Annotated in this window: 11 protein-coding genes and 1 pseudogene; 5 read left to right on the top strand and 7 right to left on the bottom strand. The window is 71.2% G+C overall.

Going from position 1 to position 12,024, the window contains the following annotated elements:
- Nucleotides 1-38: 38 nt before the first annotated feature.
- Both CFP66_RS13630 and CFP66_RS13635 read left to right on the top strand, forming a co-directional pair.
- Complete coding sequence (locus CFP66_RS13630; protein WP_094923621.1) at nt 39-1,358, top strand: sodium:proton exchanger; 1,320 nt, start codon at nt 39-41, stop codon at nt 1,356-1,358.
- A 59-nt stretch (nt 1,359-1,417) separates the two neighbouring features.
- A complete protein-coding gene (locus CFP66_RS13635; RefSeq protein WP_094923623.1) occupies nt 1,418-2,443 on the top strand; it encodes a 6-phosphofructokinase in 1,026 nt (341 codons plus the stop codon).
- A gap of 159 nt (nt 2,444-2,602) precedes the next feature.
- Here CFP66_RS13635 and CFP66_RS13640 read toward each other — a convergent pair whose 3' ends face one another.
- From CFP66_RS13640 to CFP66_RS13655, 4 genes are all read right to left on the bottom strand, one after another.
- On the bottom strand, nt 2,603-4,000 hold the full coding sequence (locus tag CFP66_RS13640; protein WP_094923625.1) for an amidase: 1,398 nt from the start codon (nt 3,998-4,000) through the stop codon (nt 2,603-2,605).
- 43 nt (nt 4,001-4,043) lie between these two features.
- Entirely contained in the window at nt 4,044-4,640 is a 597-nt protein-coding gene (locus CFP66_RS13645; protein WP_094923627.1) for a TetR/AcrR family transcriptional regulator, read from the bottom strand.
- A 4-nt stretch (nt 4,641-4,644) separates the two neighbouring features.
- Nucleotides 4,645-5,394, bottom strand: a complete 750-nt coding sequence (locus CFP66_RS13650) for a DedA family protein (protein ID WP_094923629.1) — start codon at nt 5,392-5,394, stop codon at nt 4,645-4,647.
- Nucleotides 5,395-5,489: 95 nt separating this feature from the next.
- The gene (locus CFP66_RS13655; RefSeq protein WP_094923631.1) at nt 5,490-6,209 is read right to left on the bottom strand and encodes a response regulator transcription factor; all 720 of its coding nucleotides are present in this window, start codon (nt 6,207-6,209) and stop codon (nt 5,490-5,492) included.
- 159 nt (nt 6,210-6,368) lie between these two features.
- Here CFP66_RS13655 and CFP66_RS13660 point away from each other — a divergent pair, with 159 nt between their 5' ends.
- The gene (locus CFP66_RS13660; RefSeq protein ID WP_198961429.1) at nt 6,369-7,844 is read left to right on the top strand and encodes a GAF domain-containing protein; all 1,476 of its coding nucleotides are present in this window, start codon (nt 6,369-6,371) and stop codon (nt 7,842-7,844) included.
- Between the two features lie 98 nt (nt 7,845-7,942).
- Here CFP66_RS13660 and CFP66_RS13665 read toward each other — a convergent pair whose 3' ends face one another.
- The 3 genes from CFP66_RS13665 to CFP66_RS13675 all read right to left on the bottom strand — a co-directional run bounded on the left by CFP66_RS13665 (nt 7,943) and on the right by CFP66_RS13675 (nt 9,641).
- Nucleotides 7,943-8,299 (bottom strand): hypothetical protein, encoded by a 357-nt coding sequence (locus tag CFP66_RS13665; RefSeq protein WP_094923635.1) that lies wholly within the window; start codon nt 8,297-8,299, stop codon nt 7,943-7,945.
- 260 nt (nt 8,300-8,559) lie between these two features.
- Nucleotides 8,560-9,216, bottom strand: a complete 657-nt coding sequence (locus CFP66_RS13670) for a nuclear transport factor 2 family protein (RefSeq protein ID WP_233159395.1) — start codon at nt 9,214-9,216, stop codon at nt 8,560-8,562.
- Nucleotides 9,217-9,260: 44 nt separating this feature from the next.
- Entirely contained in the window at nt 9,261-9,641 is a 381-nt protein-coding gene (locus CFP66_RS13675) for a DoxX family protein (protein WP_094923639.1), read from the bottom strand.
- Between the two features lie 251 nt (nt 9,642-9,892).
- On the opposite strand from CFP66_RS13675, the gene sigJ reads away from it, so the two are divergent.
- Both sigJ and CFP66_RS13685 read left to right on the top strand, forming a co-directional pair.
- Nucleotides 9,893-10,828: an RNA polymerase sigma factor SigJ gene (gene sigJ / locus CFP66_RS13680; RefSeq protein WP_094923914.1), complete on the top strand. Its 936-nt coding sequence runs from the start codon at nt 9,893-9,895 to the stop codon at nt 10,826-10,828.
- Between the two features lie 275 nt (nt 10,829-11,103).
- A pseudogene (locus CFP66_RS13685) lies at nt 11,104-11,927 on the top strand (transposase family protein).
- The last annotated feature ends 97 nt before the right edge of the window (nt 11,928-12,024 follow it).

Genomic DNA, 12,024 nt, shown 5'->3' on the forward strand with positions numbered 1-12,024 from the left:
GCCGGGTACCCGGGCACGTGCCCGCCGCCCGGTCCCGCATGCCGCTCCCGCTCCTGCTCGCCGTGCTCGTCGCGCTACCGGGCACCTACCTGGGCGCCGCGTCCTACCTCGGACTCCCCCACCCGGAGCTGCCGGCCCCGCTCGGGGCCCTGGTCTACGGCATCTCCATCATCGCGGCCGCGTTCGTCCTGTCGTGGGCGGCCGAGGCGGCCCAGGTCGACGTCAGCGCCGGGCTCGCGCTCGCCGTCCTCGCCCTGCTCGCCGTGCTGCCCGAGTACGCCGTCGACTTCGTCTTCAGCCTCCAGGCGGGCCTCGTCCACGGGGCGAACGGCGAATGCGTCCCCACCCCGGACGGCGCGAACCCGTGCGCGCTGGCACTGGCGAACATGACCGGCGCGAACCGGGTGCTCGTGGGCATCGGCTGGCCGATCGTCGTGCTCGTGGCCGCGCTCGCCGTGCTGCGCGCACGCCGGGCGGGCGAGTCGCCCGAGACGTCGCCCGGCCGCGTCACGATGCCGCGCGCGATGTCGGCGGAGATCGTCTACCTCGGCATCGCCACGCTGTACTCCCTGCACCTGCCGCTGCGGACCTCGCTCACGCTGCTCGACGCCGCCGTGCTCGTGTCGATCTTCGTTGCCTACGCGGTGCGCCTCGCGCGGGCGCCCGCCGGCGAGCCGGACCTCATCGGCACCTCGGCCTGGATCGGAGGGCTCGAACGCGGTCGCCGCCGTGGCGCCTACCTGTCGTTGTTCGCCGTGGCCGCGCTCGTCATCCTCGCCAGTGCGGAGCACTTCGCCGACAACCTCGTGAAGACCGGCGCCGAGCTCGGGGTCGATGAGTTCCTGCTGGTCCAGTGGGTGGCACCGATCGCGAGCGAGGCACCGGAGCTGATCGTCGCCTGCCTGTACGCGGCACGGCTCAAGGCGAGCGACTCGCTCGGCACGCTGCTGTCGAGCAAGGTCAACCAGTGGACGCTGCTCGTCGGCACCATCCCGATCGTGTTCGCGCTCGCCTCGCGTTCCGCACACGGCCTCCCGCTGGACGCGCAGCAGCGCTTCGAACTGCTCCTCACCGCGGCGCAGTCGCTGTTCGCGGTGAGCCTGCTGATCACCCTGACGCTGACGGCCTGGGGTGCGGTGGCGCTGTTCGTCCTGTTCACCATCCAGTTCCTCGCGAGCATCCTGCTGCCGACGGAGGTCGACCGCGTCATCGTCATCGTGCTCTCGGCCCTCTACGTCCTGCTCTCCGCCGGGCTGCTGCTGCGCGGGCGGCGAGCCTTCGCCCGGACCGTCCGCGACGGCCTCGTCACGCCGTTCGACCAGTTGGCGGAGGGTGAACGGGTGGCGCCCTCACAGTGACGGCGCACTACCGCTAGCGTGACCACGCCCACTTCTGCATCGATGGAGAGGCACGAGTCATGCGCGTCGGCGTGCTCACGGGAGGCGGGGACTGCCCCGGACTGAACGCGGTCATCCGGGCCATCGTCCGCAAGGGCGTGCCGGAGTACGGCTACTCCTTCCTCGGCTTCCGCGACGGCTGGCGGGGGCCCCTCGAGGCGCTCACCAAGCCGCTGGACATCCCCGCCGTGCGCGGCCTGCTCCCCCGCGGCGGCACGATCCTCGGTTCCTCGCGCACCAACCCGTTCGCGGTGCCGGACGGCGTCGAGCGGATCCAGCACAACCTGCAGAACCTCGGCGTCGACGCGCTGATCGCGATCGGCGGCGAGGACACCCTCGGCGTCGCGACCAAGCTGCACGAGATGGGCGTCAACGTCGTCGGCGTGCCGAAGACGATCGACAACGACCTGTCGGGCACCGACTACACGTTCGGCTTCGACACCGCGGTGAACATCGCCACCGAGGCCATCGACCGCCTGCACACCACGGCGGAGTCGCACCACCGCGCCCTGATCGTCGAGGTGATGGGCCGGCACGCCGGCTGGATCGCGCTGCACTCCGGAATGGCGGGCGGCGCGAACGCCATCCTCATCCCCGAGATCCGTTTCGACATCGACCAGGTCTGCGGCTGGGTCGAGTCGCGCTTCCGCCTCGAATACGCACCGATCATCGTGGTGTCCGAGGGCGCGATGCCCAATGATCGCGACGAGGTGCTGCAGAGCGGCGACAAGGACGCGTTCGGCCACGTCCGGCTGGGCGGCATCGGCGACTGGCTCGCCCACCAGATCGAGGAGCGCACCGGCAAGGAGGCCCGCACCACGGTGCTCGGGCACGTCCAGCGCGGCGGCACCCCGACCGCCCGCGACCGCTGGCTGGCCACCCGCTTCGGCCTGCACGCGATCGACGCCGTGCACGCGGGCTCGTGGGGCCACATGACGGCGCTGCGGGGCACCGACATCGAACTGGTCCCCCTCTCGGAGGCGACGAAGGAACTCAAGGTCGTCGACCCCCGCCTCTACGCCGAAGCCGAAGTCTTCTTCGGCTGACCCACCCGCGAATCGCGCCCCCACACCCGCGAGTCGGGCCCTGGGAGTGCGCGTGTCGCGATCCCCGTGTGTACGAGCGTCGGAGTTGCCCGACCCAGATCGCGACACGGACACCCCCGCACCCCGACTCGCGCGGAGGTGCGCCCGACTCGCCCGTGGTCAGGCCCCGACTCGCGAGATGGGGGGTGGGGTGGGGATCGGGAGGCGGGCCTCGACCTCGCGGGCCGCGGCGAGGCAGACGTCCTCGCGGTAGCGGGGCCCGATCAGCTGCACGCCCAGGGGCTGCCCCTCGACCACCCCGGTGGGCACGGCCACGGCGGGCACGCCGACGCACGTGGTGGCCGTGCACAGGCGCATCCCGAGCATCGCCCGCAGTCCCTGGCTGTGGTCGAACGGGTCGACGTCGAACGGCCGCTCGGTGTAGACCGGCCCGAGGACGAGCGGGTAGCGCTGGGCGAAGGCGTCCCACTCGCGCATGACGCCGAACCGGGTGGCCGTCGCGGCCAGGTAGGCCTCGATGTCCGCGGGCGGACGCTGGGCCATCGACAGCTCCATGTGTTGCGCCGACTCCTCGGTGAGCAGCCGTCGGATCGACGGCCAGCGCAGGCCGAACTCGGTGGTGATCAGAGTCCCGTACGCGGTCAGGGCGTCCGCGAGCCGCGGCGGCTGCGCCTCCTCGACCTCGTAACCCGCGTCGGCCAGCACCGCCGCCGCCTTCTCGAGCTCCGTCCGGATCCGCGGGTCGACCCCGATCCCGGCGGGGTCGATGCACAGCGCGACCCGCCGGGGCAGTGGCGGACGCGGCGCCCGCGCGACCGCACGCGGGTCGGCCGGGTCGGTGCCGGCGAGGACGCCGAACGCGATGCCCAGGTCCTCCACGGTGCGCGCGATCGGGCCGTCGACCGGGAACAGCTGGGAGGCGAGCGACGGGTCCGCACCCGCGACGCGGTGGTCCTGCGCGACGGCACCGTAGCTCGGCTTGAGCGCCGCGACCCCGCAGAACATCGCGGGCAGCCGCACCGAGCCGCCCGAGTCGTTGCCCAACCCGATCGCGGCCATCCCCGACGCGACGGCCGCACCGTCCCCACCGCTCGTGCCTCCCGGGCTGCGGATCGCGCCCCACGGGTTCCGGGTCTCGCCGAACAGCCGGCTGATCGTGGTGTTCCCGGCGAGCGCCAGGTCCGGCATGTTGCTGTGCCCGAGCGGGACGGCCCCGGCCTCCCGCAGCCGGCGCACCGGGGGCGCGTCCCGCCCGGCCACGGCGTCGCGGAAGTGCGGTACGCCGTGCGTGGTCGCGTACCCCGCGACGTCGATGTTCTCCTTGACGGTGAACGGCACGCCGGCGAGCGGGCCCACGGGCTCGCCCGCCCGCACCCGGTCGTCGACCCGGTCCGCCTCCGCGAGCGCCTCGCCGAACCGGATGGTGACGGCGTTGATCGCCGGGTCGACCTCATCGATACGCGCGAGGCACCCCTCGATCACCTCGCGCGCGGACACCTCGCCCGCGCCGACGGCCCGACCGATCGCGGCCGCGCTCCAACCCCAGATCTCGTCCATGACCCGCAAGATACAGACCTGTATCCGGATACGCCTCTGTATATCAGCGGCTCCACAGCCGGTCCAGCAACTCCACGGCGTCGACGACGACATCGGCCGGCAACCGCTCGGGCGCGAGCATCCGCTGCAGGAGCAGCCCGTCCTCCAGCGCGTGCACGATCAGCGCGAGCTGCTGGGGATCGGCCGGCGGTGCCACCCCCCGCTCCCGGAACCGGGCGGTGAGCGCCTGCGCGTGGGCGTCGCGCGCCAGGCCCTCCCGCTGCGCGAGCGCCGGACGTGCCTCGGGATGGCGCAGCGCGTGCAACAACAGCTCCAGGCGCAGCGCCAGCCACTCCTCGAGGTGCTCGGCCCGCTCGCGGTTCCACTCCCGCAGCCGCGCGTAGCCCTCCGCGTCACCGCCCAGAGCCCGCACCTCGACGAGCTCCTGCTCCGTGCGCCGGTGCAGCAGCTCGCGCACGAGCTCGTGCTTGTCAGCGAAGTTGCCGTAGAAGGCACCGCGGGTGAAGCCGGCGCGCTCGGCGATCTGCTCCACCGAGGTGCCGTTGACGCCGCGTTCGGCGAACAGGGCCGCGGCGGCGTCCAGCAGCAGGTCGCGGGTGCGAGCGCGGCTCTCCTCGCGGGTCAGGCGCTTGCTCGGCACCGCGTCACGATACGGCCCCGAGCCGGGTGCCCACGGCGCCGGCCGGAACGAGCGCGTCCGCCCGACGTCCGACGCTCAGCACCTCCCAGCCCTCGCTCGCCGGCACCGCGGGCACGACCGTCCGCAGCTGCGGGCGGGCGCGCACCGGCGCGGGATCGACGCGCGAGGCGCGGCGCTTGCGCACCAGGCCCACGACCCCGCCGATCGTGGTGCCCACGCTCAGGCTCACGAGCAGGGCCACGAGCGGGTCGCCGGCGAACGCCGCTCCGCCCAGGAAGCCCAGGAGCGCGACGTAGGCGGCGGACATCGTGGCGCCGAGCGCGCTGTAGGCCAGGTACCGCGAGGTCGGGAACCGGATCGCCCCGGCCGCGAGCGCCGCGACGGTCCGCCCGGCCGGGATGTAGCGCGCGGTCAGCAGGATGAGGCCGCCGCTCGTGGTGAGGGTCTGCTGCATGCGGGCGAACAACTCGGCCCGCGGCGTCCCGGGCTGGAGCCGCCCGCGCACCACGGACCCGAACCCGCGACCGAGGACGTACGACGCCACTTCGCCGACGAACGCCCCGACCGACGCCGCGACGACCACCGCGAGCAGGTCCTGGCTCCCCGCGGCCGCCCCCACGCCGGCCGCGATGATCAGCGCCTCGCTCGGGACCACGGGCAGCAGCGCGTCGACGGCGGCGAGCCCGACGATCACGAGCAGCAGCCAGTGCGACGCCAGCGCGCCGTCGAGCAGCAGCCGCAGTCCATCGATCATGCATCCAGGCTAGGAAGCGCGAGGTGGGCGGCACATCCGTCGAAGGTGCCGATCGACCCGGATTTCGTCTCAGGGTCCTCCCCGAGGGGACGACGTCAGACGATGCCCTGCCGCGTGGCCGTGTAGACGATCTCGGTGCGGCGCCGGACGTCGAGCTTGTCACGCAGGTTCCGCACGTGGAACTTGACCGTGGCCTCGCTGATCACCAACCGCCTGCCGATCTCCCGGTTGGACATGCCCACCGCGAGCAGGCGCAGCACCTGGTTCTCCCGCTCGGTGAGCATCGCGCCACCCAGCCCGCGGACCGGCGGGCGGTCCTCGTCGCGCAGCGCGTCCATGACGACGGCGCCCCCGGTGTCGAAGACGCTCTCGCCGCGCAGGAGCGTGTGCACGGCGCGGGCGATGTCGGCCGTGTCGGCGCCCTTGCGGACGTACCCGTGCACACCGAGGCGGACGGTCCGGAGCATGACGTCGCGGTCGCGGCAGCCGGTGAGCACGAGGATGCGCACCCCGCGGTGGCGCTCGAGCAGCATCCGGGCCAACTCGACGCCCGCGGCGTCCCCCCGGCCGAGGTCGACGTCGAGGATGACGAGGTCGGGCGGGCAGCGGTCGGCGATCACGAGCGCGTCGCGCGGCGTGGCGGCCTCCCCGACGACGGCGAGGTGCGGGTCGGCGGCGAACAGTTGGCGCAGCCCGAAACGGACGATCGCCTCGTCGTCCACGACGAGGAGGCGCGCGGTGCGGCGGCCGGTGGTGGGAACGGCACCCGCGGTGTCGAGGACGGTGTGGCGATCGAGCAGTGCGTCAGCGGTCATCGGGCAACCTCCCCTGGCGGCGCTGGTCGGCGTCGTCCGGCGAGGCTAGGAATCCCCACGTTGCCTGCACGTTGCACACGCAACATCCGTCCGCCTTGCCGCTGTCCGACCGCTGGGTGATGATGGCGCTGTCCTGGGGCGATGACGCTCGGAGTGCTGATGACGACTCAAGGTGCGCACGATCCCGCGGCGCACGCACACCTGCTCCACCAGGTGTTCGACGCCGTGCTCGCCGGCGATCGCGCTCCCGCGGCGCCGCGTTCACTCGTGTCCGAGTCGTGGCGGCGCAGCCTGGCCGCCCACATCGATCCCGACCAGCGCACACCACCGGTCGTCCTCCAGGACGCGGACCTGCCCGAGCTGCGCACCGCCCACCCGTTGAACGCGGTGATGCCGCTGCTGCGCAGCACCTTGGTGAGCATCGCCGACGAGGCGATGCACGTCATGCTCGTCACCGACGCGGACGGCACCATCCTCTGGCGCGAGGGCGCCGCCCGGCTGCTGTCCTCCGCCGACGAGGTGGGCCTGCAACCGGGCACGCGGTGGACCGAGGACGCCATCGGCACCAACGCCATGGGCACCACCCTCGCCGTCGACGCGCCCGTGACGATCCACTCGGCCGAGCACCTCGTCCGCACCTACCACGCGTGGACATGCGCCGCGGCCCCCGTGCACGACCCCGACACCGGCGCGATCCTCGGCGCCGTCGACATCAGCGGCCCCCTGCACACGGTGCACCCCGCGATGAAGCAGCTGGTGGTGGCCACGGCGCAGCTGGCGGAGAACCAGCTGCGGGTGCGCCTCGCCATCGAGGACGAGCGGCTGCGGGTGCGCAACATGCCCCACCTCGCCAGCCTGCGCGGCCGCACCGGCGCTCTGCTCACCGCCACCGGCCGGATCGTCGCGGGTGAGCCCTACGGCGAGTGGCCCGAGCGGGTGGCGCTGCGCCCGGGCACCGACCGGGTGGTGCTCGACGACGGTCGCGAGATGGTCGTGGAACAGCTCGCCGAGGGCTACCTCCTGCGCGCACCCCAGGCGGGCACGCACGCGGCGCCGCGCTCCGCGCTCTCGTTGCGCTTCACCGGCGAGGGCGCGCCCGCCGCGCTGCTCGACGGCCGGTCGATCCCGCTCACCCTGCGCCCCGCCGAGCTGCTCACCGCGCTCGCCCTGCACCCCGACGGCCTCACCGCCGAGCAGCTCGCGCTGCTGCTCTACGGCGACGAGGGCAACCCCACCACGGTCCGCGGCGAGGTGCTGCGCCTGCGCTCCCTGATCGGCGCCGACGTGCTGCGCACCCGCCCGTACCGGCTCGCCGCCACCGTCGACACCGACTTCCAGGCCCTCGCCCGCGCGATCCGCGACCGCAGGCCCGCCGACGCGCTGCGCGCGTGTGCCGGCCCGCTGCTGCCGCGCTCGGACGCCCCCGCGATCCGGGAGTTGCGCGACGAGATGGAGGTCGGGCTGCGCGGTGTGGTGCTGGAGAGCGACGACCCCGCCCTGCTCGCCGAGTTCGCCGCCCACCCGCTCGGGCGCGGCGACCTCGAGGTGCACGACCGGTTGCTGGCCCTGCTGCCGCCGACCGACCCCCGCCGCGGCGCGATCTCGGCGCGGCACGCGCGGCTGCTGGACGGCTGAGGCGAGCCTGCCCGAGGCCTCATACACCGACATCTCCGCTCGCACACCGACTGCAGTCGGTGCGCGAGCACCGGAGTCGGTGTGTGACCGCCCGGGGCTCAGGGAAGGGCCAGAACGACGTCGTGCGCCGACTCCACGCCCTTCTGGAGGAAGACGAAGCGCAGCGTCACCTCGCGGGCGTCGGAGGGGAAGCCGGGACGGCCGCTGATCGTCCCCTCCGTGCAGGTGTCGTCAGCGCTCTCGCCGTACGCCCCGCCGGAGTCCTCGTAGGTACGGCCGCGATCGTCGGTGGCGTCGATCCTGGGGAGCACCATCTCCTCCGGGGCCCTGGGCAGCGGCGGGGCGATGGTGTAGGCCACCTCGAAGCAGGTGTCATCGAATGTCACGGTCTGCACGCGCAGCTCGTGCCGTCCGCCGAGAATGGACAGGGTCTGATCGACAGGTACGACGCTCACGCAGGTGCCTCCAACTCAAGAGCTACCAGGTTCCGGGACACGGCAGTTGAGGTACAGCCTGGCATCAGACTTCGGATCAGAGCTGTTGATGAGCCAGTAGAGCGTTACTCTATCACCAGGAGCGCCGCGTTGTGGATTTCTCGTTGGCGATCGGCGTCCAGCAGATGAATCGCAACCGGATCGCTGCGGCGATTCCGCTGATGCCGAGTCCGACCACGAGAGCCCGATACCCGCGGAGAGCAGGGAAGCTATGTTCATCGTCATCCTTCCGCCGCAGAAGTGTCCCCGGCCGCCGAGTTGGCGGCCGCCCCCGCCGCGCCGGGCGCCGAGCCCGCCAGTGGAGTCGTGTCCTCGTACCTGATCTCGTAGACCCGTTCGGTGAACTTCCAGCCGTCGCCGGTGCGTTGGTAGCGGTCGTGGTAGATGGCGTAGTTCAGCGCCGATCGGCCGTCGTGGGCGTGCCCGATCTCTGACATATACGCGCGGCCAGATGCTGTGTCGCCGTCAAGAGTGATCGTGCCCGGGTGCGTATTCTGCACCAAGAAGTCCACGAAATCCGGTACCCGCCTCCCCCAGGCGCGGATCTCCTCTCGGCCGGCCAGCTCGACGGGGACGTTCGGCATCCGCAGCATGCCGTCCGGTGTGAACAGCGACGCGAAGCGGTCGTAGTCGCGCATCATCACCGAGTCGGTGAACTCGGCGCGCAGCGCCTCGATCTCGACGCGATCGGCGATGGCCTCAAAATCACTCATCGGTGTCCTACCTTTCATCTTTGTGTTGCGTTGTCGGCTCGGCGGGTGATCCCCTGCGGGGCTAGCGAGCCTTGCGGAGCAACTGCGGCCACGGTTGCGGCTGGGCGCGGCAATCTCGTCATCACCAGAGCACAGCAGGCGGGTCAGCACGGTGGCCGCGTCCATAGTGGTCAGCGTGCTAGCCGGGTGCAGCCAGGCGTCGCGCTGGGTCAGCCGGTGAAGGCGTGGGGGCCGAAGCGGCCCCATGCCACGAGGACGGCCGGGGCGAGCAGGGCAATGTTCAGCACGATTGGCTGTGCCTCGTGACGGCTGATGTGCGTGATGATCGCTCCGACCATCAGTAATGCCAGCCCGGCGGCAGCCAACGGCACGAGAACTGGCGCGATGTCGAGCGCGGCGGGCAGGATCAAGCCCGCCGCAGCCAAGATCTCGAGGGTGCCGATGGTCTTGACGGCGCCGGGGCTGAACTGTTCGGCCCATCCATAGCCAGCGGCGGCCAGCTTCTCCTTGGGCTGGGTCAGCTTCTTGGCGCCGCTGGCGAGGAAGACTATGGCCAGCAGTCCCGCAACGATCCACAGTGCGATGTTCATGAGAGTTCTCTTTGCTAGGGTTGTGAGCGGTTTTGGTTTCGGAGCCGGAGGCTGCTGGTCAGGCATGTCCGCCGGACGGAGGAGCCGGTCATCACGCCGCTGAACTTCCCGCTCGCTCAAAGGTGTGTTCGTCTCAACAGCTACGACAACGCAGCCCTCCGGAATGTCAGGCGGCGCGCCGACCTCACAGTTCGGTGCGCTGTCTTGTCGAACTGATGAGGGCAGATGCGACCAAGGGAGCCGCCGGCACCATGACTACCCCATCCGGGCCAGGACACGGCCCGCCCGATCCGGTCCTGAGCGCGATCATGAGCGAGCGGCGTCAGCTGATCAATCTCGCCTACCGGCTCCTGGGCTCGCTGGCCGAGGCTGAGGATGCCGTCCAAGAGACCTACGCCCGCTGGTACGCCATGTCCCGCCAGCAGCAGGAAGCCATCGAGTCACCTGGCGCCTGGCTGATGGCGGTCGCCAGCCGCATCTGCCTCAACCTGCTCGGCTCGGCACGGGCCCGGCGGGAGCGCTACGTGGGCGAATGGATCCCCGAGCCGCTGCCCGACATTGCAGAGTGGATCACTAGGCGGGGCGGCACCACGGCCGACCCGGCCGACCGAGTCACCCTCGACGAGTCGATCAACATGGCCTTCCTCGTCGTACTCGAATCGATGACCCCGGCCGAACGCGTCGCGTTCATCCTGCACGACGTCTTCCGCTACTCCTTCGCCGAAGTAGCCGAGATCGTCGGCCGCACGCCGGCGGCCTGCCGCCAACTGGCCTACTCGGCCCGCGGCCGCATCCGCAAATCGCCAGCTCCGGCGACCCCGACAGCACACCAGGCCAGCATCGTCAGAGAATTCAAACAGGCATGGGAAGCCAAGGACATCCACACCCTTATCGGCCTCCTTGACCCCGACGCCACCGCGATCGCCGACGGCGGCGGCCTCGCCACCGCCGCGCCCCGCCCGATCGAAGGCGGCGAGCAGATCGCCCGCTACTACGTCGACCTCGCCAGCCAGGCGCCCCGCAACGCGACGATCCTGGAACGTACGGTCAACGGTCAACCCGGCCTGGTGGCCCAACAAGATGGCGTCACCGTGACCGTGTTCGCGTTCGACATCGCAGGCGGGCGGATCACACACATATGGTCAGTCCGCAACCCCGACAAACTCCGTCCCTGGACGAGGGGCTGACGCACGTCTCCACACCATCGGGCCCGCTGATCAGCCGCAACCCAGCCTCCTCCGTCCGAAAGGCGATCTCGTCAGAGAAGCCACCAGTGCTCGCGGTTCAGCACGCGGACTCCCTCCCAACCTCGTAATGGTTCGAAGTCATTGGGCCGTTCCGAGTAACGAAGCGTGACGCTGTGTGATCTTGGCGCGCCGGGAGTGGCTACAGGTAAGAGCGCGGGACCCCTGCTACGAAGTGGTCTTCTCACAGATCAACTTCACGGAGGTCCCGCGCGTCGATGAGTGTCACATACACCGCTGTCCTGGATGTGTCCGAGGACAGCGTTCTGTTCCTGTCCGCGCTGCTGCACGCCGAGCGTGTGCGCAGTGGCACCCGCATGGGCACCCGCGCGTTGGGGACCTACAAGCAAGCCGTGCTGGTGCTGCGCTGGTTCCTCGACGACACCCGGATGTCGGACCTGGCCGGGGACAACGGCATCTGCGAGTCCACCGCCTACGAGTATCGCGACGAGGGCATCGCGGTCCTGGCCGCGCTGCGCCCCTCGCTGCACGGCGCGCTGCTGGCGGCCAAGCGGCCGGCCACACGTATGCGATCGTGGACGGCACGCTGATCCGCACCGACCGGATCTCCACCCCGGGCCCTACCTGCGGGGTGGACTTGTGGTGGAGCGGCAAGCACCACCATCACGGCGGGAACATCCAGGTCGTCTCCGCTCCGGACGGCTGGCCACTGTGGACCTCCGACCTGCGACCCGGCCGCGAGCATGACATGGGCGCGGCCCGCGCCGACCCCGACCTGCTGGCCCGGATCGCCGACTGGATCGGCGACGGCGCGCCGACCCTGGCCGACTTGGGCTACGAGGGCGAGCCGGAGACCTTCACGATCCCGTTCAAGAAGCCCAAAGATGGGAAACTGACCGTCGACCAGCAGGCCTACAACGCCCTCCTCGGCGGCCTACGCTGCCTGGGCGAACGCGCCAACTCCCTGCTCAAGACCACCTTGAAGGCGCTTCGTCGTTACCGCGACTGCCCGTGGCGCCTCGGCGACATCGCAGCTGCGGCCCTGGTCCTGCTCCATCACGAACACGGCCGCACCACATGACCAAAAGATGATCACGCACCGTCACACGACGTTACGCGGAAAGCCTCATTGACCGGACTTCCGGGACAGCGGCCGCCTGCCCATACCCAACGGAAAA

Source organism: Pseudonocardia sp. MH-G8 (assembly GCF_002262885.1).
In the GTDB taxonomy this organism is placed as follows: Bacteria; Actinomycetota; Actinomycetes; order Mycobacteriales; family Pseudonocardiaceae; genus Pseudonocardia.

Bases quoted from the DNA above. Each gene is read 5' to 3' on its own strand.
- CFP66_RS13630 (WP_094923621.1), top strand. From the start codon at position 39: ATGCCGCTCCCGCTCCTGCTCGCCGTGCTCGTCGCGCTACCGGGCACC.
- CFP66_RS13635 (WP_094923623.1), top strand. From the start codon at position 1,418: ATGCGCGTCGGCGTGCTCACGGGAGGCGGGGACTGCCCCGGACTGAAC.
- CFP66_RS13640 (WP_094923625.1), bottom strand. From the start codon at position 4,000: ATGGACGAGATCTGGGGTTGGAGCGCGGCCGCGATCGGTCGGGCCGTC.
- CFP66_RS13650 (WP_094923629.1), bottom strand. From the start codon at position 5,394: ATGATCGATGGACTGCGGCTGCTGCTCGACGGCGCGCTGGCGTCGCAC.
- CFP66_RS13655 (WP_094923631.1), bottom strand. From the start codon at position 6,209: ATGACCGCTGACGCACTGCTCGATCGCCACACCGTCCTCGACACCGCG.
- CFP66_RS13660 (WP_198961429.1), top strand. From the start codon at position 6,369: ATGACGACTCAAGGTGCGCACGATCCCGCGGCGCACGCACACCTGCTC.
- CFP66_RS13670 (WP_233159395.1), bottom strand. From the start codon at position 9,216: ATGGACGCGGCCACCGTGCTGACCCGCCTGCTGTGCTCTGGTGATGAC.
- CFP66_RS13675 (WP_094923639.1), bottom strand. From the start codon at position 9,641: ATGAACATCGCACTGTGGATCGTTGCGGGACTGCTGGCCATAGTCTTC.
- sigJ (WP_094923914.1), top strand. From the start codon at position 9,893: ATGACTACCCCATCCGGGCCAGGACACGGCCCGCCCGATCCGGTCCTG.